The sequence below is a fragment of the Streptomyces sp. NPDC006512 genome (assembly GCF_040611935.1).
Taxonomy (GTDB): domain Bacteria; phylum Actinomycetota; class Actinomycetes; order Streptomycetales; family Streptomycetaceae; genus Streptomyces.
Genome location: NZ_JBEXPG010000049.1, coordinates 16,576 through 41,049, shown reverse-complemented (window position 1 = coordinate 41,049; position 24,474 = coordinate 16,576). Strand labels below are relative to the sequence as shown.

The following is a 24,474-nucleotide window of genomic DNA, read 5'->3' as shown; positions in this document are numbered from 1 at the left end:
ACGACGATGAGCCAGGCGCAGGAACACGAGCAGAACGGCCAGTCCGTCCCGCAGACCCGCACCGCACGCCACCGCCGGATCGTGGACATCCTCAACCGGCAGCCGGTCCGCTCCCAGAGCCAGCTGGCCAAGCTGCTCGCCGACGACGGGCTGAGCGTCACCCAGGCGACGCTCTCCCGCGACCTCGACGAGCTCGGCGCGGTGAAGATCCGCAACACCGGCGGCGAGCTGATCTACGCGGTCCCCAGCGAGGGCGGCTTCCGCACCCCGCAGGCCCCGCTCGGCGAGTCCGCGAAGGAGGAGCGCATGCGGCGCCTCTCCGGGGAACTGCTGATCTCGGCGGAGGCCTCCGCGAACCTCGTGGTCCTGCGCACCCCGCCCGGAGCGGCCCAGTTCCTCGCCTCCGCGATCGACCAGGCCGAACTCCAGGCGATCCTCGGCACCATCGCCGGCGACGACACCCTAATGCTGATCAGCCGCGACCCGGCCGGCGGCCAGGCCCTCGCCGACCACCTCCTGCGCCTGGCCCAGAAGGAAGGCTGAGCCCCGGAGCCCGCCGCCTTCAGTACCTCGTCACCGCCAACGGGCCGGAGCGGGTGCCGATCGCGAGGTGCGGGCCGCGGCGGGGGTCGGCCCAGCGCAGGAGCCTGCGCATGGCGGATTCCGGTACGGACACGCAGCCGGCGGTGGCGCCCTTGCCGTTCACGTGCAGGAAGATGCCCGCGCCCCGGCCGCGCACCGGCCGCTCGTAGTTGAAGGCGACGACCAGGGCGTGGGCGTACTGGCGCGCGTACGTCACCAGGTGCTCCGCCTCGCCCGGCGCGCAGTCGGCGGGCAGCGGCTCGACCCACCGGTTGTAGTCGGCCGAGGCATTGTCCTGGCACCACCACGAACGGTCCGTCACCCGCCGGTACCGGTAGGACGTCCCGGCCGGCGCGTGCGCGATGCCGAAGGCGTACGGGAGCGCGTACAGGCCCGTCGGAGTGGTGCTCGTGCCCTGCGTCCGGGTCTCGCCCTCGGTCAGTCCGTTCGCGCCGAACCGCGCGGGCGCGCTGCCGGCCTCGTACCAGCGGCCCGCGCGCCGGTCCCACCAGGTCAGCACGCCCGTGGTGGATCCCGCGTCGGGCGCGACGGCGGTGATCAGCTGGCTCCCGCCGCCGGTGTCGGCGAGGCGGGCGGGCAGCGGGTCCTGGTTCCAGGGGCCCTGCGGGAGCAGGGCGGCGACGATCAGCGAGCCGGTGACGAGAGCGGTACGCAGCACGCGTCCGACGGTACGGGGCGCGAGGGGCGCGGGCCGCGCAGGCAGGCCGTCGACACCCGGTCCGGCCTTCTTCCGGCCGCCCTTCCCGCATGCGCTCGATTGACGAAACATACGGAGTAGTGCATAGTTATGCCTGTCGTTGAATGGATCGTGCCCAACGTGCCGTCGGCACGCCGCGCGACCCCGCCTGAACCAGGCCGTCCGCACCACGCAGTACGAGACGGCCTCCCCGTTACCTCCGCGACGGGGAGGCCGTCGTACCACCACCCTCATGAGGAGCAGTAGCTGTGAGCAGCAACAACGGTGACGTCCGGCTCTGGGGCGGCCGGTTCGCCGACGGCCCGTCCGAGGCCCTCGCGAAGCTTTCCGCGTCGGTCCACTTCGACTGGCGCCTGGCGCCGTACGACATCGCCGGCTCCCGTGCCCACGCACGCGTCCTGCACAAGGCCGGACTGCTCACGGCCGAGGAACTCGACCGCATGACCGCCGGCCTGGACCAGCTGGAGGCCGACGTCGCCGACGGCTCGTTCACCGGCACCATCGCCGACGAGGACGTGCACACCGCCCTGGAGCGGGGCCTGCTGGAGCGGCTCGGCGCCGACCTCGGTGGCAAACTGCGCGCGGGCCGGTCCCGCAACGACCAGGTGGCCACCCTCTTCCGGATGTACCTGCGCGACCACGCACGGATCGTCGGCGGCCTGATCGCCGACCTCCAGGACGCGCTGATCGGCCTCGCCGAGGCCCACGCGGACGTGGCGATGCCCGGCCGGACCCACCTCCAGCACGCGCAGCCGGTGCTCTTCGCCCACCACGTACTGGCCCACGTGCAGTCCCTGTCCCGGGACGCGGAGCGGCTGCGGCAGTGGGACACCCGCACCGCGGTCTCCCCGTACGGCTCGGGCGCGCTGGCCGGTTCCTCGCTGGGGCTGGACCCGGAGCAGGTCGCCGCCGACCTGGGCTTCGAGCGGGGTTCGGTCGGCAACTCGATCGACGGTACGGCCTCCCGCGACTTCGTCGCCGAGTTCGCCTTCGTGACCGCGATGATCGGGATCAACCTCTCCCGGATCGCGGAGGAGATCATCCTCTGGAACACGAAGGAGTTCTCCTTCGTCACCCTGCACGACGCCTTCTCCACCGGCTCGTCGATCATGCCGCAGAAGAAGAACCCGGACATCGCGGAGCTGGCGCGCGGCAAGTCGGGCCGCCTCATCGGCAACCTGACCGGCCTGCTGGCCACGCTGAAGGCGCTGCCCCTCGCCTACAACCGCGACCTCCAGGAGGACAAGGAGCCGGTCTTCGACTCCTGCGACACCCTGGAAGTCCTGCTCCCCGCCTTCACCGGCATGATGGCGACCCTCACGGTCAACCGGGAGCGGATGGAGGAGCTGGCTCCGGCGGGCTTCTCCCTCGCCACGGACATCGCGGAGTGGCTGGTCAAGCAGGGCGTGCCGTTCCGGGTGGCGCACGAGGTGGCCGGCGAGTGCGTCAAGGTCTGCGAGGCCGAGGGCATCGAGCTCGACCAGCTCACCGACGACCAGTTCGCGAAGATCTCGGAGCACCTGACCCCCGAGGTCCGCACCGTCCTGAACGTCAAGGGCGCGCTGGCCTCCCGCAACGGCCGGGGCGGCACGGCCCCGTCGGCCGTCGCGGTCCAGCTCACCGAGCTGAAGGCCGACCTGGTCATCCAGCACGCGTGGGCGATCCACAAGCAGTAGCACCCCGTGCCCGCAGGGGCGGTGGGAACCGGCCGGTTCCCACCGCCCCTCCGGCATGACCGGGGATCAGCAGATGACCGTGATCGAGAACGGCCGGTCGCTGTCCACGGCGGCAGTGCCGCCGGCCGACGGCGTCGCCGTGCGGATGAAGAGGGTGTTGGAGTTCACCTGGCCGACCAGGATGGACGAACTGCCCGGCCCGGGGTCGTTCCCGCCGTTGGTGTTGACGGTGCCCAGGAGGGCGCACCCGTTGAGGCCGGAGGGAACGGTGACGTTGTAGCGCCCGATGCCGAACTTGTTGATCCCGCCGATGCCCTGTCCGCCGAGGAACTGTCCGTTCGCGGCGATCTTGGCCCAGGCGGTGGTGGTCGCGGCGGCCCGCTGTGCCTGCTGCGGCTCGGCCGACGCGGAGGACACCGCGAGGGCGCCTCCGATCGCGAGTGCCGTCACCGTGGCGCCGAGGGCCAGCTTCCTTGATCCGTTCATGGTTCTCTCCCTGCCGAAGACGGAATCGATGCAGGTGAACCCGCCCCGGGTAAGGGCTCACTGGAGAGGAGACTCCCAGTTCCGCGACCGGCCGGGGAAGGTCTCGCGGGCGCGGTCACTCCAAATGATCACAGCGGCCCGCCGGGGGAGCGTTCGTTCGACGGGGGACTCTTCGGCCCGGCCCGTTGACGTCCCGGCATGACACGCGGCGAACACGGGTAGTGGTCATCGAATCACAGTGCGTCCGCCCAGGTGGCCAGGTCGTCGAAGTCCGCCCTGGTCAGGCCGATCCGCTCGTCGATCCGCAGCAGCAGCGCGTGGCCCGGGTGGTGGAGGTCGGCGTACTCGCGGTCCATGGCCGTGATGTCGTCGTCGATCCAGGCGAAGGGCCGCCCGCCCGCGTACTCCAGGACGTACTGGGTCTTCCAGAAGGTGCCGCGCGGCGCCCGGCCGTGCATCTGCGGCCAGTCGATGAACGGCAGCCGGGGCAGTCCCAGGTGCGGGCCTATCCAGTCGTTGGCCTCGTCCTTCCAGGTCGTCGCCCAGACCAGCTCGTACGCGTCCGCCAGCGCGAGCAGCTCCGCGCCGTGCGCGGGATTCAGCCAGACCCGCAGCGGCTTCGCGCTCTCGGCCGCCCGCCAGCCCGTGGGCCGCATCCGGTGGGTGGCGTAGCCCTCGGGGCGGCGTTGCGCCTTGGCGGCGTAGGGGTTCAGCGGTCCGTCGACGTCGATCAGCAGGAGTGGCCTCATCGGCTCAGGTTCCCTTCCGGCTGCCCGTACGGCAGCCCGTTTTTCCTATGAATGAGACACCGGCGTCTCATTCGGGTTATGCTTGTCTCATGGCCATGGATCGTGACCAGGTGCTCCGCGACGCGGCCGCCCTGCTTTCCCGCAAATCGACCGCGACGATGGACGAGGTCGCCCGCGCCGCCGGAATCGGCCGCGCCACCCTCCACCGGCACTTCGCCGGCCGCGACGCCCTCGTGCGCGCCCTGGAGGAACTCGGCATCCGGGAGTTCGAGGTCGCCTTCGACAACGCCCGCCTCGACGAGGGCACGGCGGTGGAGGTGCTGCGGCGCCTGGTCGCCGAGATCGAGCCCAACGCCCAGCTGCTGGCCTTCCTCGTCACCGAGAACCAGCTCTTCGAGGGCGACCAGGTCAACGAGGGCTGGGCCCGCCTCGACGCCCGCGTCAGCGCCCTCTTCCGGCGCGGCCAGCAGGAGGGGGACATCAGGATCGACCTGAGCCCCGCCTGGCTGACGGAGGCCCTCTACGGCCTCGTGGGCACCTGCGCCTGGGCCGTCATGGACGGCCGGGTCGCCGCCAAGGACTTCCAGTACATGATCATCGAGCTGCTGCTCGGTGGCGCACGACGGAGCGTGGAGTGATGAGCCGTACCGAACAGCTGAACCGGCGGACAGGGGCGGAGGACAAGCGCCGCGGCCGCTGGCTGGCGCTCTCCGTGCTCGTCCTGGCCGTACTGCTGGTCGCGGTGGACGCCACCGTACTCGGTCTCGCCACCCCCGCCCTGAGCGAGGACCTCAAGCCGTCCGGCACCCAGCTGCTGTGGATCGGCGACATCTACTCCTTCGTCATCGCCGGACTGCTCGTCTCCATGGGCTCCCTCGGCGACCGCATCGGCCGCAAGAAGCTGCTGCTCGTCGGCGCCACCGCGTTCGGCGCCGTCTCGGTCCTCAACGCCTACGCGACCAGCCCCGAGATGATGATCGTCGCCCGGGCCCTGCTCGGCGTGGCCGGCGCCACTTTGATGCCGTCCACCCTCGCGCTGATCCGCAACATCTTCCACGACCCGAAGGAGCGCAGCCTCGCCATCGGCATCTGGGGCGCCACCGCCTCGGCCGGCGCGGCCGTCGGGCCCGTCGTCGGCGGAGCCCTGCTCCAGCACTTCTGGTGGGGCTCGGTCTTCCTGATCAACCTGCCCGTCATGATCGCGCTGGTCCTCGTCGGGATCAAGCTGCTGCCCGAGTCCAAGAACCCGGTCGCCGGCCCCTGGGACCTCGTCAGCGTCGCCCTGTCGCTCGTCGGCGTCATCGGCGTGGTCTACGCCGTCAAGGAAGCCGCCACCCACGGCCTGACCGGCGGCGTCTGGGCCGCCGCCGTCATCGGCGCCGGCTGCCTCTACGCCTTCGTCCGGCGCCAGTTCACCCTGCCCTCCCCGCTCCTCGACATGCGGCTCTTCAAGCACCGCGGCTTCTCCGGCGCGGTACTCGCCGACCTCCTCACCGTCTTCGGCCTCTCCGGCCTGGTCTTCTTCCTCTCCCAGTTCCTCCAGCTGGTGCAGGGCCGCGACCCCCTGGAAGCGGGCCTGGCCGAACTGCCCGCCGCGATCGGCGCGGTGGCCACCGGACTGGTCGCGGGCCGCTACGCCCGCCGGTACTCGGTACGGGGCATCGTGGCGGGCGGCCTGGCCGCCATCGGGCTGGCCCTCGCCGTGCTCACCGTGATCCACAAGGAGACCGGCTACCCGCTGCTCGGCGCGGCCCTCCTCGTCGTCGGCCTCGGAGCCGGATTCTCCTTCACCGTCACCGCCGACGTGATCCTCTCCAGCGTCCCCAAGGAGCAGGCCGGTTCCGCCTCCGCCGTCTCCGAGACCGCGTACGAACTCGGCGCCGCGCTCGGCATCGCCCTGCTCGGCTCCATCGTGACCGGCGTCTACCAGGGCTTCACCGCCCCGGCCGGCGTCCCCGCCCCCGTCGCCGACGCCGCGCACGAGTCGCTCGGCGGCGCCGTGGAAGCCGCCAGGACCCTGGACCCGCAGACCGCCTCCCAGATGGTCGGCTCCGCCCAGGAGGCCTTCGTCGACGGACTGCGGCTGGCCTCCGGCGTGGGCGCCGCCGTCCTCCTCGCCACCGCCGCGGCCGCCTGGTACCTCCTCAGGGGCCAGAAGCTCCAGGACGGCGTCGGACACTGACCCCCCGTCAGCAGGCCAAGGGGCGGTGCCCCGAACGCGGTTGACAGCGCGCGGAACCGCGGGACACCATCCCGGCGATGGAGATCAACGACCTGACCCCGGCCGAACGCCGCGTGTGGGAGGCCTTCCCCCGCGGCGCCCGCGTCGACTTCCGGCCGGATCCCGGGGAGAGCGCCGCCGCCGGCGCGTCCTGGGGCCCCGAGCGGACCGTACGCGCCGAGGTGCTCACCGCCCTGCTGCTGAACGGCCCCCGGATCGAGGGCCAGGTCGCCGGACTCAACCTCAAGGGCGTCCGGATCACCGGACCGTTCAACCTCAAGTACGCCGTCGTCGACCACCCCGTCCGGCTGCGCGCCTGCTGGTTCGAGCTCCGGCCCGTGCTCTACGGGGCGCAGCTGCGGGCCTTCGTCGTCAACGCCTCCACCCTGCCCGGGCTGACCGCCGGCGTGGTCCGCGTCGACGGCGCGCTCAAACTGTCCGGCTGCCGCCTCACCGGCCCGGTCCGCCTCACCGGGGCCCGGATAGCCGGCGGCCTCTTCCTGACCCGGTCCGTCATCGGGGTCCCGCCGGGCGAGGGCGACCCGCAGGAGGCGGCGGAGGCGCCGCTCCAGTTGAACCACGCCGAGATCGGCACCGACGTCATCGCCCTCGGGGCCACCGTGCACGGGGAGACCCGCTTCAACGGCTCCACGGTCGGCGGGCGGATCGACCTGGACGACGCCCGGCTGCTCAACCCCGGCGGCGTCGCCCTGCACGCCGAGACCCTCGCCGTCGGCACGGACCTGCGCGCCGGACGGATGGAGGCGCGCGGCCTGGTCAACCTCACGGGGGCCCGGATACCGGGCCAGGTCTACTTCGGCCACGCCTCGTTCGCGAACCCCGACGGGGTCGCCCTGCGGGCCTCCAGCTGCGTCATCGGCGAGATGTGGCTGCGGCGCTGCGAGCGCATCCGGGGGACGGTGAACCTGCGCCGCTCCCAGTTCGACCTCTTGCACGTGCTGCCCGAGACCTGGCCCGACCGGATCCGCATGGACGGCCTCACCTACCGCACCCTCGCCCCGCACCTCCCGGCCGAGCAACGGCTGCCCGCGCTGGAACGGGAGGAGTCGGGCTACCTCCCGTACGCCTACGAACAGCTCGCGGCGGCCTACCGCACGGCCGGCGACGAGGCGGCCGCCCGGACCGTCCAGCTGGCCAAGCTCCGCCGCCACCGCCGGACCCTGCCCCGCCCGGCCCGGCTGTGGGGGCTGATCCAGGACGTCACCGTCGGCTACGGCTTCCGGCCGCTGCGCGCGGCGGGCTGGCTGGCGGCGCTGCTGCTCACCGGGGCCGTCGCCTACGGAACGCATCCGCCGCGGGCCCTGAAGCCGGGGGAGGCCCCCGACTTCAACCCGGTGTTCTACACGATCGACCTGATGGTGCCGATCGTCGGCTTCGGGCAGGAGGCGGCGTACGCGCCGGGCGGCTGGTACCAGTGGCTGTCGTACCTGCTGGTCGTGACCGGCTGGATCCTCGCCACCACGACGGCGGCGGGCGTCAGCCGGTCCCTCCAGCGCCAGTGATCGGGCGTCAGGCGGCCTTGGCCTTGGTGGCGTACATGTCGACGTACTCCTGGCCCGACAGCCGCATGACCTCGGCCATCACCGAGTCGGTGACGGCGCGCAGCACGTAGCGGTCCCGGTCCATGCCCTCGTAGCGGGAGAACTCCATCGGCTCGCCGAAGCGGACGGTGACCCGCCCGGGGCGGGGCATGCCCGCGCCGCCGGGCTGGAGCTTGTCCGTGCCGATCACCGCGAACGGGACCACGGGGGCGCCGGTCATCAGCGTGAGGCGGGCGATGCCGGTGCGGCCCCGGTACAGGCGGCCGTCGGGGGAGCGGGTGCCCTCGGGGTAGATGCCGAAGATCTTGCCCTCTTCGAGGATGCGGCGGCCGGTCATCAGGGCCGCGACCCCGCCGTTGGCGCCGTCACGGTCGACCGGGATCATGCCGGAGCCGGTGAAGAACCACGCCATCAGCCGGCCCTTGAGGCCCTTGCCCGTCACGTACTCGTCCTTGCCGATGAAGTGGACCGTACGGTCGCAGATCAGCGGAAGGATCATCGAGTCGATGAAGGTGAGGTGGTTGCCCGCCAGGATCACCGGACCGGTGCCGGGGATGTTCTCGATGCCCTCCACGCGGGTGCGGAACATCATGCGCATGACCGGTCCGACAGTGGCTTTGATGAGCGCGGTACGGAACAACGTGAGCCCTCCGGCATCGAAAAGCGGCTTCGCACCACACGGCGGTAGTGCAGGTGAGGACGATACTCGCGGGTCAGGGCTGATCGCACATCGGGTTCACGCGGTGGATACGCGATGTTGACGCACGTTTCCGCCATGTTCCGCCGCGGACCCCGTCCCCGACACCCTCCCTTGCCTACCATCGGCACGCCGATTCGGGCCGCGGGACACCCGGAACCCCGGGACAGCGAGCCCCTTTCAGACCGAGGAGTGGCACGGATGACACAGGGTGGGGCAGCGCGGCGCACGGTCCTGGGGGCGGCGGTCCTGGCGGCCGGTACCTCGATCACCGCCCTCGGGGCGGGAACGGCCTCCGCGGCCCCCGCCGCGTCCGACGGGGGACACGGCGGGGGAGGCTACCGGGACCTGCCGGTCCCCACGGTCATCGGCCACCGGGGCGCCAGCGGCTACCGGCCGGAGCACACCCTGGGCTCGTACCAGCTGGCCCTCGACCTCGGTGCCGACGTCATCGAACAGGACCTCGTCCCCACGAAGGACGGCCACCTGGTGTGCCGCCACGAGAACGAGATCGGCGGCACCACCGACGTCGCCGACCACCCCGGGTTCGCCGCCCGGCGCACCACCAAGTCCGTCGACGGGGTCTCCGTCACCGGCTGGTTCACCGAGGACTTCACCCTCGCCGAGCTGAAGACCCTGCGCGCGAAGGAGCGCATCCCCGCCGTCCGCCAGCGCAACACGCTCTACGACGGCCGGTGGGCCGTCCCCACCTTCGAAGAGGTGCTGCGCTGGGCCAACAGGGAGAGCCGCCGCCGCGACAAGCAGGTCTGGCTGCACGTGGAGACCAAGCACCCCACCTACTTCCGGGCCCTGGGCCTCGGCCTGGAGGAGCCCCTCGCCCGGCTCCTGCGCCGCTACGGCCGCGACGGCCGGGACGCCGCCCTCTTCCTCCAGTCCTTCGAACCCTCCAGCATCCAGCGGCTCTCGCGGCTGGTCTCCGCGCCGCGCGTGGTGCTGCTCTCCGCCGCGAACACCCGGCCCTGGGACTTCGAGGTGGCGAAGGACCCCCGCACGGTGGCCGACCTCGTCAAGCCCGAGGGCCTGAAGTGGATCGCCGGATTCGCCCAGGGCATCGGGCCCACCCTGGACCTGGTCATCCCGCGGGACGCGGCCGGAAAGCTCGGCGCCCCCACCACCCTCGTCAAGGACGCCCACGCCCGGGGCCTGCTGCTGCACCCCTACACCGCGCGCAACGAGAACAGCTTCCTGCCGGCCGAGTACCGCAAGGGCACGGATCCGGCCGCGTACGGGGACGCCTTCGGCGCCTTCGCGAAGTACTTTGAACAGGGCATCGACGGGATCTTCACCGACAACCCGGACACCGGCCTGCTCGCGGCGGAGGCCTTCCGCCCCGGACGCGGCGTCAACCGCTAGGCCCCGGGACCCGTACGGGTGTTCCGGGTCCGGCGCGGAAACCGCCCGGCCCGGCACCCGCGTCCCGCCCGGCATGGACCTCATGAAGGACTCCGACCTCCTGAACGAGCTGGGCCCGCTGCTCTCCGCCGAGGCCGCCGCGGAAGCCCCGGGCACCGGCGTCGACGCCGCCGACCTGGAACAGGCCGTCTGGGTCAGGCTGCTGGAGCACGGACCGCGCGACCCCGGCCCCACCGGTTCCCCCGGCCCCACCGGACGGGCCCGCTGGCTGCGGCGGGCGGTGCGGGCCGAAGCCCGGCTCGCACGGCGGCGGGCCCGGCGCGAGGTCCCGTACGGCGGCTCCCCTGCGGACGCGGTCGGGGAGCCGGAAGGCGCGCTGCTGCACGGCGAGGAGAAGCGGGCCCTCCGATCGGCGGTCGCCCGGTTGCCCGGACGCTGTCCGGAACTCATAGGGGCACTTCTTTCGCCGAGGGACCTTACCTACCGTGAAATCGCAGGAGAGTTGGGTATCTCACAAGGAAGTTTGGGGCCCGTCCGTTCCCGATGCCTGGGATGTCTGCGCAGAATGCTCGCTGCAGAGGTTGGCGCTCCTGGCCTTCGGGGAAGGGAGCGGTAGACCAGAGGGCCACCAGGTGAGCGGGAGGCATGCGCACATGGGCATGAGCGTGACCATTTCGGCGGCGACCGCCGAGGACGCCGAGCAGATCTTCAAGCTGCAGTATCTGGCGTTCCAGCGGGAGGCCGAGCTCTACGGCAACTACCTGATCCAGCCGCTCACCCAGTCCCTGGACTCCCTGAAGGCGGAGCTGGCGGCGGACACCGTCCTCGTGGCCCGGCTCGGCGACGAGGTGGTCGGCACGGTGCGCGGCAGGCTCGGCGAGGACGGCACGGCGAGCATCGCCAAGCTGTGCGTGCACCCGCGGCTCCAGGGCCACGGCCTCGGCGCCCGCCTGCTGCGCGCGGTCGAGGAGGCCCTCGCGGGCCGCGGCTCCACGAACCGGTTCCGCCTGCACACGGGCCACAAGAGCGAGTCGAACCTGCGCCTCTACCGCAAGGCCGGCTACCTGGCGGTCGGCAACCGCACCGCCTCCGACGGGGTGCGGCTGGTGATCCTGGAGAAGGAAGCCAAGGAAGCCACCGACTTCGCGGTCAGCGCCTGACCCCCGCCCCGTCGATGCGCGAGGTGCGAACGGTCCCGCCGCGCGGGGCCGTTCTCACCGCTTGGCGCGCAGCCAGAGCATCCCGGTGACCGGCAGGACCACCGGGATGAACAGGTAGCCCATCCCGAAGTCCGACCACACGGTCGCGTCGGGGAAGGCCTCGGGGCGCACCAGGGTCCAGGTGCCCACGGCGAGGACGCCGGCCAGTTCGGCGGCGCAGCAGACCAGTGCCGCCTTGCGGGCCCGCTCCCCGCCCCGCACCAGCGAGTACGTGATGAAGGCGTAGGCGAGGGCGGCCGCCCCGGACAGCGAGTACGCCAGCGGGGCCCGGTCGAACTCGGTGGAGATCTGGTAGGCCGACCGCGAGACCGCGCCGACCACCATGACCCCGTAGAGCCAGACCAGCAGCAGTCCCGGGCCGGAGACGAGACGCTTGCGTCCCGCGGGCTCGGTCGCGGTCGTGTGGGTGTCAGGCACCGGTGCTTCCCCAGATGTCGTAGAGCCGTACTTCGAGCACGGCGAGGACGACCGCGCCCGCGGCCACCGTCACCGAACCCCACTTCGTCCGCTCGGTCAGCGAGAGCATCCCGGCGGCCGGGACCGCCGCGAAGGCGCCCAGCAGGTAGGCCACGAAGATCACCGTGCCCTGGCCGGGCTTCTCGCCCCGGGCCAGCTGGACCAGCCCGACCACCAGCTGGGCCAGGACCAGGACGGTCACCACGGCCATGCCGATGAAGTGCCAGTCCTTGGTCGGCTGGTCCCGCCATGCGGCGTGGCCGCACCAGGCGGCGAGGGCGAGGGCGGCCGCACCGATGGCGACCGTCAGGGCGACGAGCATGCAGCGAGGGTATTACGGGCCGAAAGACCCGATGCGCTCACCCCTGGTCCCGGGCTTTGCTGGATGGCATGAAGCTGCATGCCGAAGCCCTGCTGTTCGACAACGACGGCACCCTCGTGTCCTCGATGGATTCCGTGCACCGCTGCTGGGCCCGCTGGGCCCGGGAGCACGGCATCACCGACGAGGAGTTCGCCCGGGTCGAACTGCACGGCCGCCCCGCGACGGAGATCATCGCCGAGCTGCTGCCCGAGGAGGCCCGGGCCGGGGCCCTCGTCCGCATCGAGAACCTGGAGGTGGAGGACGTCCCCGGCGGTGTCGTCCTGCTCCCCGGCACCAAGGAACTGCTGTCCGCGCTGCCCGCGGACCGCTGGGCCGTGGTCACCTCCGCGACCCGCCCGCTGGCCGAGGCCCGCCTGCGCGAGGTGGGCATCGACTTCCCCGAGCTGGTCGCCGCCGACGACATCACCCGAGGCAAGCCCGACCCGGAGCCCTTCCTGCTCGCCGCGCGGCGTCTGGGCGTGGACCCGGCGCGCTGCGTGGTCTTCGAGGACGCCCCGGCGGGCCTGGCCGCCGGCCGCGCGGCCGGCATGACGACCGTGGCCTTGACCACAACGCACACCGCCGCGGAGCTCGACGCGGACGTGGTCGTACGGGACCTCTCGGCCGTGTCCGCACTGGTCACGGACGCCGGAGTGACGCTTGAGACGACCGGCTGAAGGTGACCGGTGTTGTCCGTAATGCGGTCGGATTACGTCCGCTATCCGGACAGCATTGATCGGTGAGTCGCCATGTCTGCTTTACTTGGGCACATGACCACGACGAGCAGCCGCACCCTTGCGACCGAGGCGACGATGACGCCCGGTGCTCGTTGTATGTGTCGAATGTGCGCCTTCTGAGGGCCCCTTTCCTGCAGTCTCGCGCCCCGAAGCGAGACCGGCCGAGCCGCTCCGCACACCGCGTCACCCCATGACCGGCCCTACGGACCGCTCCTGCCCCGCGCACGCGCCGGTGCCATCCCTTTGTGACGGTTCGGCCCGTATCGCGTCCCCAGATGTTTGCCCCGTGCCCGGCACCCGCTGCGCCGTGCACTCGACAGCGACGGAATTCCTGTGATCACCACATCGGGCCTCACGAAGGTCTACCAGTCCCGTGGCCGCGAGGTCACCGCCCTGGACGGCGTCGACCTCCACGTCCGCGAGGGCGAGGTATACGGAGTCATCGGCCAGAGCGGAGCCGGCAAGTCCTCCCTCATCCGCTGCGTGAACCTGCTGGAGCGCCCCACCACCGGCACGGTGACCGTCGACGGAGTCGACCTCACCGCGCTGGCCGGCCGCGGCCGGCGCGCCGGCAAGGAACTCCGCGAGGCCCGCAGCCGCATCGGCATGGTCTTCCAGCACTTCAACCTGCTGTCCTCCCGCACCGTCCAGGCCAACATCGAGCTGCCCCTGGAGATCCTCGGGGTCTCCGGCCGCGAGCGCTCCCGCAAGGCCGCCGAACTCCTCGACCTCGTGGGCCTCGCCGACAAGGCCAAGGCCTACCCCGCCCAGCTCTCCGGCGGCCAGAAGCAGCGCGTCGGCATCGCCCGCGCCCTGGCCGGCGACCCCAAGGTGCTGCTCTCCGACGAGGCCACCAGCGCCCTCGACCCCGAGACCACCCGCTCCATCCTCCAGCTGCTGCGCGACCTCAACCGCCAGCTCGGCCTGACCGTCCTGCTCATCACGCACGAGATGGACGTCGTCAAGGCCGTCTGCGACTCCGCCGCGCTGATGAAGCGGGGCCGGGTCATCGAGTCCGGCACCGTCGCCGAGCTCCTCGCCACCCCCGGCTCCGAGCTCGCCGGGGAACTCTTCCCGGTCAGCGGCACCGCCACCGGCCCGGACCGCACGGTCGTCGACGTCACCTTCCACGGCGACGCCGCCACCCAGCCGGTCATCTCCCAGCTGTCGCGGACCTACAACATCGACATCTCGATCCTCGGCGCCGCCATGGACACCGTCGCAGGCCGGCAGGTCGGCCGCATGCGCATCGAGCTCCCGGGCCGCTACGAGGAGAACGTGGTCCCGGTCGGCTTCCTGCGCGAGCAGGGCCTCCAGGTCGACGTCGTCGACGAAGCCCCCACGACGCCGGACGTCGACTCCGAGCTGGCCGCACTGGTCAAGGATGGTGCCAAGTGACCTGGTCCGAGATGCAGCCCCTGCTCACCCAGGGCACGTACGACACCCTCTACATGGTGCTGTGGTCCACCCTGGTGACCGTCCTCGGCGGACTGCCCATCGGCGTCCTGCTGGTCCTCACCGACAAGGGCGGCCTCCTGCAGAACCAGCCGCTCAACAAGGTCCTCGGCGTGATCGTGAACATAGGCCGCTCGCTGCCGTTCATCATCCTGCTCATCGCCGTGATCCCCTTCACCACCGCGGTCGTCGGCACCTTCATCGGCCCCACCGCCATGATCGTGCCGCTGTCCATCGGAGCCATCCCCTTCTTCGCCCGGCTCGTCGAGACCGCCGTCCGCGAGGTGGACCACGGCCTGGTCGAGGCCGTCGAGTCCATGGGCGGCGGCATCCCGACCCTCGTCGGCAAGGTCCTGCTCCCGCAGGCCCTGCCCTCGCTGATCGCCGCCGTCACCACCACCCTGATCACCCTGATCGGCTACTCGGCCATGGCCGGCGCCGTCGGCGGCGAAGGACTCGGCTCCAAGGCCATCACCTACGGCTTCCAGCGCTTCGAGACCGGCTTCATGATCGCCACCGTCGTGATCCTGATCGCCCTCGTCACGGTGGTCCAGCTGATCGGCGACGGCGTCGTCCGCGTCCTGTCCCGCCGCGGCCGGACTGCCTGAACCGGCCCGCAAGACCTCTCCACCCCAAGAAGGCCCGCACTTGTCGTGCTTGGGCCACCACCCCCGCGCGTACCCCGTACCCGCAGCAAGAAAGGCACTCTTCGTGCGCAAGAACATCAAGCTCACCGCTTTCGCCGCCGCCTCCGCCGCCCTCGCCCTCGGCCTCACCGCCTGCGGCAGCTCCTCGGACCCGTCCTCGTCCACCAAGGCCGACGGCGGCAAGGTCGACGAGAGCAAGCCGCTGGTCATCGCGGCCTCGCCGAGCCCGCACGCCGACATCCTGAACTTCGTCAAGGACAAGCTCGCGGCCAAGGACGGCCTCAAGCTGGAGGTGAAGGAGTTCACGGACTACGTCCTGCCCAACACCGCCACCGAGCAGGGCCAGGTCGACGGCAACTACTTCCAGCACAAGCCGTACCTCGACGACTTCAACAAGAAGAACGGCACGCACATCGTGCCCGTCGTGAACGTGCACCTGGAGCCCCTCGGCCTCTACTCGAAGAAGGTCAAGGCCCTCTCCGACATCAAGGCCGGCCAGACCATAGCCGTCCCCAACGACACCACCAACGAGGGCCGCGCCCTCCAGCTGCTCGCCGCGAACAACCTGATCACCCTCAAGGAGGGTGTCGGCACCAGCGCCAAGCTGTCCGACATCACCGACAAGAAGGGCCTGGAGTTCAAGGAGCTGGAGGCCGCCACGGTCCCGCGCGCCCTGGGAGACGTCGACGCCGCGATCATCAACGGCAACTACGCCCTGGAGGCCAACCTCGCCCCCGCCAAGGACGCCCTGGTCCTGGAGAAGGCCGACGGCAACCCGTACGCCAACTTCCTGGCGGTCAAGGACGGCAACCAGAACGACCCGCGCGTCCAGAAGCTCGCCAAGCTCCTGAACTCCGACGAGGTCAAGAAGTTCATCGAGGACAAGTACCAGGGCTCGGTCACCCCGGCCTTCGGCGCCCCCGCCGCCTCCTGACGCACCCCGCCGACGGAAGGCCCGCCGACGGAAGACCGCCTGGTCGGCGCCGGATTCCCGGCCCCGCGCACCCGCCAGGGCGCGCGGGGCCGAAGTCTGCCCGGAGGCTGCCCGCTTCCGGGCAGCCCGGCCCTGCACATCCCCCGGCCGATGCTGCATGCTGTGGCCTACGACCCGCACGAACGGTCCCGCACCACGGTCTCAGGCATGGAGCTGCGCATGACTACCACCTTCCCGGACGTCACCATCAGCACGGACCGGCTGGTGCTGCGCGCCTTCGAGGAAGAGGACGTCACCGCGCTCGCCGAGATGATGAACGACGAGCACATCACCGCCTGGACCTCGGCCCCGCACCCCTACACCCACGCCGACGCCCACGGCTGGGCCACCCGGCACGCCCACGCCGAACGGACCGAGGGCCGCGGCATCGTCTTCGCCGTCACCGAATTCCTCACCCAGCGCCTCGTCGGCATCGTGCACCTCCAAAACACCAACTGGCACACCCGCACCACCGAGGTCGGGTACGTCACCGCGCCCTGGGCCCGCGGCGAGGGCTACGCCAGCGAATCCGTGCTCGCCATCGCCCAATGGCTCTTCCGCGACCAGCGCTTCGAACGCCTCGAACTGCGCACCGCCGCCGACAACACCGCCTCCCAGCAGGTCGCCCAGAAGATCGGCTGCATCAGCGAGGGCGTCCTGCGCAACGCCTGGATAGTGCGCACCCAGGACACCGACGGCAGCTGGCAGGAGACCCGCACCGACCTCATCGTCTGGAGCCTGGTCCCCGAGGACCTCGACGACGCCGACGGATACGACGGGTACGACGGCTACGAGCGGTACGACGCCTACGAGAGCCGCCCCGGCGACGACGCCCGGTACCCCTTCGGACAGCGGGCCGACGCGAGCGGCCACCCCGTCGGCGCCGACTGGAACTGACCCGATGACCAGGTAGTCTCACCGTGCCCGACCCCCAGACGAAGCTTCGCCTGCCCCCCACCCCAGGAGACTGACGACGATGGCCGACCGGGTCACGGTGATCGGCTGGGACGGTTCGCCGCTGACCGCGGCCGCCAGGTCCGCCCTCTCCGCCGCCACCCTGGTGGCCGGCGCCGCCCACCACCTCGCGCTGCCCGAGGTCCCGCCCACCGCGGAACGCATCCGCCTCGGCAGCCTCGGCCTCGCCGCCCGCCGCATCGCCGGACACCGCGGCACCGCCGTGGTCTTCGCCGACGGAGACCCCGGGTTCTTCGGCGTCGTACGCACCCTGCGCGCCCCCGAACACGGCCTCGAAGTAGAGGTCGTACCCGCCGTGTCCGCCGTCGCCGCCGCCTTCGCCCGCGCCGGCATGCCCTGGGACGACGCCCAGGTCGTCGTCGCCCACCCCCGCACCCTCCGACGCGCCGTCAACGTCTGCCGGGCCCACGGCAAGGTCGCCGTCCTCACCTCACCCGGCGCCGGACCGGCCGAACTCGCCCTGCTCCTCGACGGAGTCCACCGCACCTTCGTCATCTGCGAGGAACTGGGCACCGACCGGGAACGCGTCACCGTCCTCACCTCCGACAAGGCCGCCGACCACACCTGGCGCGACCCCAACGTCGTCATCGTCATCGGCGGCGCGGGACACTCCGCGGACCCCGCCGAAGCCGCCTGGCTGCTCGGCCGCAACCCCGCCCTCGCCGCCGGCCGCGGCTGGGCCCGCCCCCAGGACCTCCCCGCGGGCGCCGCACCCACCGGCGAGGGCGAGTCGGCGCACCTGCGCGCCGCCCAGCTCGCCCGGCTCGGCCCCCGCGCCGGAGACCTCGTCTGGGACATCGGAGCGGGCTCCGGTGCCCTCGCCGTGGACGCCGCCGCCCTCGGCGCCGCCGTCATCGCAGTCGACGCCGACCCGCGCGCCTGCGAACGCGTAACCGCCGCCGCCCGCAAGCGCGGTGTCCAGCTCCAGGTCGTACCCGGCCGCGCACCGCTCGTACTGGAGAACCTGCCCGAACCCGACGTCGTCCGCGTCGCCGGCGGGGGAGCGGAGGTCGTCGCCGCCGTCGCCGACCGGCGCCCCGAACGCATCGTCAGCCACGCCTCCACGCGCGACGAGGCCGAGGCCATCGGCCGCACCCTCACCGAACACGGGTACGCCGTCGAGTGCGCCCTGCTCCAGTCCGTCGGCCTCGACACCCGCACCTGGGCCGAACAGGACCGTTCCGTCGTGTTCCTCCTGGCAGCCGAACGCCCCCCGAGCCGCTAGTGCCGGGCCCGGGGTAGGCTGGCCGATCGTCGTACTGCCCCACAGCGCGCACGACGTGGCGCAGTCCACAGCCGGCCGTGCCGGTTTCTGGCCGACACGGCGGCCGACGAGCGCGACAATGCTCAGGAGTTGTTGTGCGGACGCGGGTGAGACGAACGCGTCGCACGGCAACCACGCTCGTTGGTCATGTGGGCGCCGGGCGATCGAAGAGGCAACATCGATGGGCGAGGGGTACGCATGACTGACACCGGCCAGGTCCCGGGCGAGGGTCACCCGGACAACGCGGGCATGGTGGATCAGCAGGGCATCCCCGCTCCGGTCCCGCCCCTTCCCCCGCTGCCCCCCGTCCCGCCCCAGGTTCCGGCGGGCTACGCCTTCCAGGACCTCGTGGACGACCCGGCCGAGGCCGAGGACGAGGAACTGCTCCTGATGCCGAGCGCCCAGGGCTCCTGGAGCGACCCGCAGGTCGTCCCGCCGGTCCCGGCCTTCCCGGCGGACTTCGCGGCCGAGCCCGTCTACACCGAGTACCCGCAGCCCCCCGCACCCGGCTACCCGCAGCCCGTCCACCCCGGCTTCCCCGACGCGGGCTACCCGCAGGCGGAGCCGGCCCGGCCGGGCAACGGCTTCCCCGACGGCTCCCTCCCCGAGGGCGCCTTCCCGGACGGCTCCTTCCCCGACGCCGGATACCCCGACGCGTACGCCGAGCCCGCCGCCTACAGCGCCGGCGCCCACGAAACCGGGGGCCGTGACTCGGGCGCCCTCGACCTCGGCGGTCTCGTGGTGCCCCCGCCCGCCTCCCCGATGCAGGCCGCGGCCCCGGTGATCCCGGCGCGCCGCCCGCTCCACATGGGTCCGCCCGTGCCCGAGGCCACCGGCGGAGTCGTCCGCTCCCTCGCCGACCGCGGCCCGGCCGCCGCGCCCGCCCCGGCCCCGGCGCCCGTTCCCGAGCCGGTGCCCGCCGCCGCGCCCAGCCTGGCGGCGATGCCCCAGCCCATGCCCGTACGTCACGCGGGGCCGCCGACCACCGGCCCCGAGTACCTGGACGTCCCGCGCGCCGAGGCCGCCCAGGCGGCCCCGCAGCAGCCCGGCGAGGTCCCGGCCCCGGCGGACGCCCCGTGGCCCGCGGAGCCGGTCCCCGCAGCGGAACCCGCCGCGGCCACCGCGCCCGCGGCCGAGCCGGCACCCGCCGCCGAGCCCGTGCCCGCGCCGGACCAGGCCCCGGCCGCCGCAGCCGAGCCCGCCACCGACCCCGCGCCCGCCGTCGAAGCCGCGCCCGCCGCCCAGCCCGCGCCCGTCGCCGAGCCCGCCGCCCCGGAGCCCGCCGTCACCGCCGCCGCCGAGCCGGCGCCGGAGCCGGCCGCGGAGCCCGTCGCGGAGCAGGCCGTCGTGCCGTCGCCCGAGCCGGCCGTCGAAGCCGCGCCGGAGCCCGAACCCGTACCGGAGCCGGTGGCGGAGCCCGAGGCCGCGCCGGAGCCCGTCGTAGTGGCGGCCCCCGAGCCGGAGCCCGTACCGGAGCCGGCCCCGGAGGCCCCCGAGGCCGAGGTGGCCCCCGAGGCCGCGCCGGAGCCCGTCGCCGTGGCAGCCCCCGAGCCCGAGCCGGCCGCCGAGCCCGTCCCGCAGCCCGAGGCCGCCGATGCCCCGGCCCCCGTCGAGGCCCCGGCCGAGCCGGTCGCCGCCCAGGCCCCCGAGGCCCCCGCCGAGGCCGCCGAGACCCCCGTCGAGCCCGTGGCCGAGGTGCCGGTCGAGCCGGTCGCCGCAGAAACGGTGGTCCAGGCCCCCGCCGAGCCGCAGCCCGAGCCCGTACCCGCCCCCGAGGCCGAGACCCCCGCCGAGGCCGCCCCGGAGGCCGCCGGAGCCCCCGCCGAGCCCCCGGCCGAGCCGGCCGTACCGGTCGAGGCCCCCGAAGCCCCCGAGGCCGCGGAACTCCCCGAGACCCCCGCCGTCTCCGCCGGCGAAGCCGCACCCGGGTACGCCGACGCCGAGCGCGAGGCCGTCCTGCGCGTCATGCGCGAGCGCCGCGACATCCGCAAGGGCTTCCGCACCGACCCCATCCCGCACGAGGTGCTGCTCCGCGTCCTGGAGGCGGCCCACACCGCCCCCAGCGTCGGCCACTCGCAGCCCTGGGACTTCGTCGTCATCCGCTCGGCCGAAACCCGCCGGACGATGCACGAGCTCGCCCAGCGCCAGCGCGAGGCCTACGCCAAGTCGCTGCCGAAGGGCCGGGCCAAGCAGTTCAAGGAACTCAAGATCGAGGCCATCCTCGACACCCCGGTGAACATCGTCGTCACCGCCGACCCCACCCGCGGCGGCCGCCACACCCTCGGCCGGCACACCCAGCCGCAGATGGCCCCGTACTCCTCCGCCCTCGCGGTCGAGAACCTCTGGCTCGCCGCCCGCGCCGAAGGCCTCGGCGTCGGCTGGGTCAGCTTCTTCGACGAGCGCGAGATGGTCCGCGCCCTCGGCCTCCCGGAGCACCTGGAGGTCGTCGCGTACCTGTGCGTCGGCTACGTCGACGAGTTCCCCGAGGAGCCCGAGCTCGCGCAGGCCGGCTGGTCCCAGCGCCGCCCGCTGTCCTGGGTCGTCCACGAGGAGACGTACGGACGCCGCGCGCTGCCCGGCGAGGAGCCGCACGACCTCCTCTCGGAGACCGTCGCCAGCATCCGCCCGCTCGACGCGAAGGCGCTCGGCGAGGCGTGGGAGCGGCAGAAGCGCATGACCAAGCCCGCCGGGGCCCTCGGCATGCTGGAGATCATCTCCGCCCAGCTGTCCGGTCTCTCCCGGGTCTGCCCGCCGCCGATCCCGGAGCCCGCCGCCGTCGCGATCTTCGCCGGTGACCACGGCGTCCACGCCCAGGGCGTCACCCCGTGGCCGCAGGAGGTCACGACCCAGATGGTCGCGAACTTCCTGGGCGGCGGAGCCGTCTGCAACGCCTTCGCCAACCAGGTCGGCGCCGAGGTCTGCGTCATCGACGTCGGCGTGGCGGGCGACCTGCCCGCCACCACCGGCCTCCTCCCGCGCAAGGTCCGCCCCGGCACGGCCGACCTGTCCGTCGGCCCCGCGATGACCCGCGAGGAAGCGGTCGCGGCCATCGAGGTCGGCATCGAGACGGCCCGCGACCTCGTCGCCGCCGGCAACAAGGCGCTGCTCACCGGCGAGATGGGCATCGCGAACACCACGGTCTCCGCCGCCCTGATCTCGGTCTTCACCGGCGTCGACCCGGCGGAGGTCACCGGCCGCGGCACCGGCATCAACGACGAGACCCACGCCCGCAAGGTCGAGGTCGTACGCCGCGCCCTGGAACTCCACCAGCCCGACCCGGCGGACCCGATCGGCGTCCTGGCGGCCATCGGCGGCCTGGAGCACGCGGCGATCGTCGGCCTGCTCCTCGGCGGAGCCTCCCTCCGCACGCCGGTCATCCTGGACGGCGTGAGCGCCGGCGCGGCCGCCCTGGTGGCCCGCGCCATCGCCCCCGAGTCCCTCTCCGCCTGCATCGCGGGCCACCGCAGCGCGGAGCCGGGTCACGTCGCCGCCCTGAACAAGCTCGGCCTGCGCCCGCTGGTCGACCTGGACCTCCGCCTCGGCGAGGGCACGGGCGCGCTGCTGGCCCTCCCCCTGGTCCAGAGCGCGGCCCGCGCGATGCACGAGGTGGCCACCTTCGACTCGGCGGGCGTCACCGAGAAGTAGCCACCCCCCGGCCCCCGGCCCCAGGACAGCCCCTGGGGCCCACCCCCGCGCCTCGATCGCAGTCGGGCCGAGCGCCCGGGGCCCGGACCACCGGTCGCCCACGGAGGCCGCTTCACGGAGGCCGCTTCACGGGTTCCGGGGCAGCGGTCTGCGGGCCGGGGTCGGGGACGGGGTGGGGTGTCGTCCGGGACTAAAACGTGATTTGTTGGCGCCCTGTCCCGACCGGCAACACACTCCGGACGGGGCGCCATAAATCATGCCCGTCCCGGACGACACCCCACCCCGTCCCCGACCCCGGCCCCACCCGCAGCCCCCGCATCCCTTTGCCCCCGGCGCACCCGCAGCCCCCCGCCCCCCGAGCCCCCCGCCCCCGCCGGGTCGTATCGTGGTCCCGGACGGAGGAAACCCGCACCTCACACCCGTCAAGCCGCTCCAGCGCAGCAGCGGCTCCACCAGCCCAGACCCGCCGCACCAGGAGCCGCAACCGCCATGGCAAACCCGGCACACCCCGCCTATCCCGTAGGACTCCGCCTGGCCGGGCGCCGCGTCGTCGTCATCGGCGGCGGCCAGGTCGCCCAGCGCCGACTGCCCGCCCTCATCGCGTCCGGCGCCGACGTCCTGCTCATCTCCCCCTCCGCGACCCCCTCCGTGGACGCGATGGCGGAGACCGGCGAGATCCGCTGGGAGCGCCGCCGCTACCAGGACGGCGACCTCACCGACACCTGGTACGCCCTCATCGCCACCCGGGACCGCGAGGCCAACGACCTGGCCTCCGCCGAGGCCGAGGCCAAGCGCGTCTGGTGCGTGCGCGCCGACGACGCCGAGGCCGCCACCGCCTGGACCCCGGCCACCGGCCGCGTCGAGGGCGTCACCGTCGCCGTGCTCACCGGCAACGACCCGCGTCGTTCCGCCGCCGTCCGGGACGCCATCGTCGAGGGCCTGCGCGACGGCTCCCTCGTCGCCCCCGCCCACCGCCACAAGAACACCCCCGGCGTCGCCCTCGTCGGCGGCGGCCCCGGCGACCCGGACCTGATCACCGTCCGCGGCCGCCGCCTGCTCGCCGAGGCCGACGTCGTGATCGCCGACCGGCTCGGCCCCCGCGACCTCCTCGACGAACTCCCCCCGCACGTCGAGGTCATCGACGCCGCGAAGATCCCGTACGGCCGGTTCATGGCCCAGGAGGCCATCAACAACGCCCTGATCGAGCACGCCAAGGCCGGCAAGGCCGTGGTCCGGCTCAAGGGCGGGGACCCGTACGTCTTCGGCCGCGGCATGGAGGAGCTCCAGGCCCTCGCCGAGGCGGGCATCGCGTGCACCGTCGTCCCCGGGATCTCCAGCTCCATCTCCGTGCCCGGCGCGGCCGGCATCCCGGTCACCCACCGCGGCGTCGCGCACGAGTTCACCGTGGTCAGCGGCCACGTGGGCCCCGACGACGAGCGTTCCCTCGTGGACTGGGCCTCCCTCGCCAAGCTCACCGGCACGCTGGTGATCCTGATGGGCGTCGACAAGATCGGCCTGATCGCCGAGGCCCTCGTCCGCCACGGCCGCTCCGCCGACACCCCGGTGGCGGTGATCCAGGAGGGCACCACGGCCACCCAGCGCCGGGTGGACGCCACCCTGGCCACCGTCGGCGCGACCGTCCGCGCCGAGGAGGTCCGCCCGCCCGCGGTCATCGTGATCGGCGAGGTCGTCCGCGTGGGCACCCCCGGAACGCCCGGTACGCCCACCCCCGGAACCCCCACCACCCCCGCAGTCCCCACCGCCGGCGCCTGACAGGCCGTTGGCACCACACCCAGGACAAGGCAGTATCACCCTGTGGCTGATCTCATCACCGTCGAGGACCCCGACGACCCGCGCCTGCGCGACTACACGGGCCTGACCGACGTCGAACTCCGCCGTCGGCGCGAGCCCGCGGAAGGCCTGTTCATCGCCGAGGGCGAGAAGGTCATCAGACGGGCCAAGGACGCCGGGTACGAGATGCGCTCGATGCTGCTCTCCGCCAAGTGGGTCGACGTCATGCGCGACGTCATCGACGAGCTCCCCGCCCCCGTCTACGCCGTCACCCCGGAGCTCGCCGAACGCGTCACCGGCTACCACGTGCACCGCGGCGCCCTCGCCTCCATGCAGCGCAAGCCCCTGCCCACGGCCGAGGAACTGCTCTCCTCGGCCCGCCGCGTGGCCGTCATGGAGGCCGTCAACGACCACACCAACATCGGCGCCATCTTCCGCAGCGCCGCCGCCCTCGGCATGGACGCGGTCCTGCTCTCCCCGGACTGCGCGGACCCGCTCTACCGCCGCTCGGTGAAGGTCTCCATGGGCGCCGTGTTCTCCGTCCCCTACGCCCGCCTCGACGCCTGGCCCAAGAGCCTGGACTCGGTGCGCGAAGCGGGCTTCAAGCTGCTCGCCCTCACCCCGCACGAAAAGGCCTCACCCATCGACGAGGCCGCACCGAAGTCCCTGGACCGGGTCGCGCTCATGCTCGGCGCCGAGGGCGACGGCCTGTCCACGCAGGCCCTGGTCGCGGCCGACGAATGGGTGCGCATCCCCATGGCGCACGGCGTCGACTCGCTCAACGTGGGCGCGGCCGCGGCCGTCGCCTTCTACGCGGTGGCCGGCGCCGGCCGCGCGTAGCGCGCGCGTTCCACCCGTGCGGACCGGCCCGGACCGGTCCGCACG

23 protein-coding genes are annotated in these 24,474 nt (G+C 73.0%); 17 read left to right on the top strand and 6 right to left on the bottom strand.

Going from position 1 to position 24,474, the window contains the following annotated elements:
* The first annotated feature begins 6 nt into the window (after positions 1 to 6).
* Positions 7 to 543 (top strand): arginine repressor, encoded by a 537-nt coding sequence (locus tag ABZZ17_RS28860; protein ID WP_356880141.1) that lies wholly within the window; start codon positions 7 to 9, stop codon positions 541 to 543.
* A 19-nt stretch (positions 544 to 562) separates the two neighbouring features.
* On the opposite strand, the gene ABZZ17_RS28855 is transcribed toward ABZZ17_RS28860, so the two are convergent.
* Positions 563 to 1,231: a L,D-transpeptidase family protein gene (locus ABZZ17_RS28855; RefSeq protein WP_356880189.1), complete on the bottom strand. Its 669-nt coding sequence runs from the start codon at positions 1,229 to 1,231 to the stop codon at positions 563 to 565.
* Between the two features lie 317 nt (positions 1,232 to 1,548).
* Between ABZZ17_RS28855 and argH the strand changes: the two genes are divergently transcribed.
* Positions 1,549 to 2,976 (top strand): argininosuccinate lyase, encoded by a 1,428-nt coding sequence (argH, locus tag ABZZ17_RS28850; RefSeq protein WP_356880139.1) that lies wholly within the window; start codon positions 1,549 to 1,551, stop codon positions 2,974 to 2,976.
* Between the two features lie 66 nt (positions 2,977 to 3,042).
* Here the strand turns inward: argH and ABZZ17_RS28845 are convergent, their stop codons facing one another.
* Both ABZZ17_RS28845 and ABZZ17_RS28840 read right to left on the bottom strand, forming a co-directional pair.
* A complete protein-coding gene (locus ABZZ17_RS28845; RefSeq protein ID WP_356880137.1) occupies positions 3,043 to 3,462 on the bottom strand; it encodes a hypothetical protein in 420 nt (139 codons plus the stop codon).
* A gap of 233 nt (positions 3,463 to 3,695) precedes the next feature.
* Complete coding sequence (locus ABZZ17_RS28840) at positions 3,696 to 4,211, bottom strand: HAD domain-containing protein (protein WP_356880135.1); 516 nt, start codon at positions 4,209 to 4,211, stop codon at positions 3,696 to 3,698.
* Between the two features lie 89 nt (positions 4,212 to 4,300).
* On the opposite strand from ABZZ17_RS28840, the gene ABZZ17_RS28835 reads away from it, so the two are divergent.
* The 3 genes from ABZZ17_RS28835 to ABZZ17_RS28825 all read left to right on the top strand — a co-directional run bounded on the left by ABZZ17_RS28835 (position 4,301) and on the right by ABZZ17_RS28825 (position 7,955).
* Positions 4,301 to 4,849, top strand: coding sequence for a helix-turn-helix domain-containing protein (locus ABZZ17_RS28835; RefSeq protein ID WP_356880133.1), 549 nt, complete (start codon positions 4,301 to 4,303; stop codon positions 4,847 to 4,849).
* Positions 4,849 to 6,393 (top strand): MFS transporter, encoded by a 1,545-nt coding sequence (locus ABZZ17_RS28830; RefSeq protein WP_356880131.1) that lies wholly within the window; start codon positions 4,849 to 4,851, stop codon positions 6,391 to 6,393. The genes ABZZ17_RS28835 and ABZZ17_RS28830 overlap by 1 nt, the downstream gene beginning before the upstream one ends.
* Positions 6,394 to 6,470: 77 nt before the next feature.
* Positions 6,471 to 7,955, top strand: coding sequence for a membrane-associated oxidoreductase (locus tag ABZZ17_RS28825; protein ID WP_356880129.1), 1,485 nt, complete (start codon positions 6,471 to 6,473; stop codon positions 7,953 to 7,955).
* Between the two features lie 7 nt (positions 7,956 to 7,962).
* On the opposite strand, the gene ABZZ17_RS28820 is transcribed toward ABZZ17_RS28825, so the two are convergent.
* The gene (locus tag ABZZ17_RS28820; protein WP_356880127.1) at positions 7,963 to 8,592 is read right to left on the bottom strand and encodes a lysophospholipid acyltransferase family protein; all 630 of its coding nucleotides are present in this window, start codon (positions 8,590 to 8,592) and stop codon (positions 7,963 to 7,965) included.
* A 300-nt stretch (positions 8,593 to 8,892) separates the two neighbouring features.
* Between ABZZ17_RS28820 and ABZZ17_RS28815 the strand changes: the two genes are divergently transcribed.
* The 3 genes from ABZZ17_RS28815 (at position 8,893) to ABZZ17_RS28805 (ending at position 11,225) form a co-directional block, all read left to right on the top strand.
* Positions 8,893 to 10,065, top strand: a complete 1,173-nt coding sequence (locus tag ABZZ17_RS28815; protein ID WP_356880125.1) for a glycerophosphodiester phosphodiesterase — start codon at positions 8,893 to 8,895, stop codon at positions 10,063 to 10,065.
* 73 nt (positions 10,066 to 10,138) lie between these two features.
* A complete protein-coding gene (locus ABZZ17_RS28810) occupies positions 10,139 to 10,681 on the top strand; it encodes a sigma-70 family RNA polymerase sigma factor (protein WP_356880123.1) in 543 nt (180 codons plus the stop codon).
* 37 nt (positions 10,682 to 10,718) lie between these two features.
* Positions 10,719 to 11,225 carry a GNAT family N-acetyltransferase gene (locus tag ABZZ17_RS28805; RefSeq protein ID WP_356880121.1) on the top strand — a complete coding sequence of 169 codons (507 nt, stop codon included), beginning with the start codon at positions 10,719 to 10,721 and terminating at the stop codon, positions 11,223 to 11,225.
* Between the two features lie 54 nt (positions 11,226 to 11,279).
* Here ABZZ17_RS28805 and ABZZ17_RS28800 read toward each other — a convergent pair whose 3' ends face one another.
* Together ABZZ17_RS28800 and ABZZ17_RS28795 are read right to left on the bottom strand one after the other, a co-directional pair.
* Positions 11,280 to 11,702, bottom strand: coding sequence for a hypothetical protein (locus ABZZ17_RS28800; RefSeq protein WP_356880119.1), 423 nt, complete (start codon positions 11,700 to 11,702; stop codon positions 11,280 to 11,282).
* Positions 11,695 to 12,063: a hypothetical protein gene (locus ABZZ17_RS28795; protein ID WP_356880117.1), complete on the bottom strand. Its 369-nt coding sequence runs from the start codon at positions 12,061 to 12,063 to the stop codon at positions 11,695 to 11,697. Before ABZZ17_RS28795 ends, ABZZ17_RS28800 begins: the two co-directional genes overlap by 8 nt.
* Before the next feature lie 68 nt (positions 12,064 to 12,131).
* Between ABZZ17_RS28795 and ABZZ17_RS28790 the strand changes: the two genes are divergently transcribed.
* From ABZZ17_RS28790 to ABZZ17_RS28750, 9 genes are all read left to right on the top strand, one after another.
* Positions 12,132 to 12,779 (top strand): HAD-IA family hydrolase, encoded by a 648-nt coding sequence (locus ABZZ17_RS28790; RefSeq protein WP_356880115.1) that lies wholly within the window; start codon positions 12,132 to 12,134, stop codon positions 12,777 to 12,779.
* Positions 12,780 to 13,172: 393 nt separating this feature from the next.
* Positions 13,173 to 14,237, top strand: coding sequence for an ATP-binding cassette domain-containing protein (locus tag ABZZ17_RS28785; RefSeq protein ID WP_356880113.1), 1,065 nt, complete (start codon positions 13,173 to 13,175; stop codon positions 14,235 to 14,237).
* A complete protein-coding gene (locus ABZZ17_RS28780; RefSeq protein ID WP_356880111.1) occupies positions 14,234 to 14,902 on the top strand; it encodes a methionine ABC transporter permease in 669 nt (222 codons plus the stop codon). The genes ABZZ17_RS28785 and ABZZ17_RS28780 overlap by 4 nt, the downstream gene beginning before the upstream one ends.
* A gap of 103 nt (positions 14,903 to 15,005) precedes the next feature.
* The gene (locus tag ABZZ17_RS28775) at positions 15,006 to 15,875 is read left to right on the top strand and encodes a MetQ/NlpA family ABC transporter substrate-binding protein (RefSeq protein ID WP_356880109.1); all 870 of its coding nucleotides are present in this window, start codon (positions 15,006 to 15,008) and stop codon (positions 15,873 to 15,875) included.
* A 219-nt stretch (positions 15,876 to 16,094) separates the two neighbouring features.
* The gene (locus ABZZ17_RS28770; RefSeq protein ID WP_356880107.1) at positions 16,095 to 16,811 is read left to right on the top strand and encodes a GNAT family N-acetyltransferase; all 717 of its coding nucleotides are present in this window, start codon (positions 16,095 to 16,097) and stop codon (positions 16,809 to 16,811) included.
* A gap of 79 nt (positions 16,812 to 16,890) precedes the next feature.
* Positions 16,891 to 18,114: a precorrin-6y C5,15-methyltransferase (decarboxylating) subunit CbiE gene (gene cbiE / locus ABZZ17_RS28765; protein ID WP_356880105.1), complete on the top strand. Its 1,224-nt coding sequence runs from the start codon at positions 16,891 to 16,893 to the stop codon at positions 18,112 to 18,114.
* A gap of 237 nt (positions 18,115 to 18,351) precedes the next feature.
* Positions 18,352 to 21,798 carry a nicotinate-nucleotide--dimethylbenzimidazole phosphoribosyltransferase gene (cobT, locus tag ABZZ17_RS28760; RefSeq protein WP_356880103.1) on the top strand — a complete coding sequence of 1,149 codons (3,447 nt, stop codon included), beginning with the start codon at positions 18,352 to 18,354 and terminating at the stop codon, positions 21,796 to 21,798.
* Between the two features lie 489 nt (positions 21,799 to 22,287).
* Positions 22,288 to 23,571 carry a uroporphyrinogen-III C-methyltransferase gene (gene cobA, locus ABZZ17_RS28755; protein WP_356880101.1) on the top strand — a complete coding sequence of 428 codons (1,284 nt, stop codon included), beginning with the start codon at positions 22,288 to 22,290 and terminating at the stop codon, positions 23,569 to 23,571.
* Positions 23,572 to 23,613: 42 nt separating this feature from the next.
* Entirely contained in the window at positions 23,614 to 24,429 is an 816-nt protein-coding gene (locus ABZZ17_RS28750) for an RNA methyltransferase (protein WP_356880099.1), read from the top strand.
* Positions 24,430 to 24,474: the final 45 nt, after the last annotated feature.

Coding starts and splice junctions, on each gene's coding strand:
- ABZZ17_RS28860 (WP_356880141.1), top strand. CDS start 7: ATGAGCCAGGCGCAGGAACACGAGCAGAACGGCCAGTCCGTCCCGCAG.
- ABZZ17_RS28845 (WP_356880137.1), bottom strand. CDS start 3,462: ATGAACGGATCAAGGAAGCTGGCCCTCGGCGCCACGGTGACGGCACTC.
- ABZZ17_RS28840 (WP_356880135.1), bottom strand. CDS start 4,211: ATGAGGCCACTCCTGCTGATCGACGTCGACGGACCGCTGAACCCCTAC.
- ABZZ17_RS28835 (WP_356880133.1), top strand. CDS start 4,301: ATGGCCATGGATCGTGACCAGGTGCTCCGCGACGCGGCCGCCCTGCTT.
- ABZZ17_RS28830 (WP_356880131.1), top strand. CDS start 4,849: ATGAGCCGTACCGAACAGCTGAACCGGCGGACAGGGGCGGAGGACAAG.
- ABZZ17_RS28825 (WP_356880129.1), top strand. CDS start 6,471: ATGGAGATCAACGACCTGACCCCGGCCGAACGCCGCGTGTGGGAGGCC.
- ABZZ17_RS28820 (WP_356880127.1), bottom strand. CDS start 8,592: ATGCGCATGATGTTCCGCACCCGCGTGGAGGGCATCGAGAACATCCCC.
- ABZZ17_RS28815 (WP_356880125.1), top strand. CDS start 8,893: ATGACACAGGGTGGGGCAGCGCGGCGCACGGTCCTGGGGGCGGCGGTC.
- ABZZ17_RS28810 (WP_356880123.1), top strand. CDS start 10,139: ATGGACCTCATGAAGGACTCCGACCTCCTGAACGAGCTGGGCCCGCTG.
- ABZZ17_RS28805 (WP_356880121.1), top strand. CDS start 10,719: ATGGGCATGAGCGTGACCATTTCGGCGGCGACCGCCGAGGACGCCGAG.
- ABZZ17_RS28795 (WP_356880117.1), bottom strand. CDS start 12,063: ATGCTCGTCGCCCTGACGGTCGCCATCGGTGCGGCCGCCCTCGCCCTC.
- ABZZ17_RS28790 (WP_356880115.1), top strand. CDS start 12,132: ATGAAGCTGCATGCCGAAGCCCTGCTGTTCGACAACGACGGCACCCTC.
- ABZZ17_RS28770 (WP_356880107.1), top strand. CDS start 16,095: ATGACTACCACCTTCCCGGACGTCACCATCAGCACGGACCGGCTGGTG.
- cbiE (WP_356880105.1), top strand. CDS start 16,891: ATGGCCGACCGGGTCACGGTGATCGGCTGGGACGGTTCGCCGCTGACC.
- cobT (WP_356880103.1), top strand. CDS start 18,352: ATGACTGACACCGGCCAGGTCCCGGGCGAGGGTCACCCGGACAACGCG.
- cobA (WP_356880101.1), top strand. CDS start 22,288: ATGGCAAACCCGGCACACCCCGCCTATCCCGTAGGACTCCGCCTGGCC.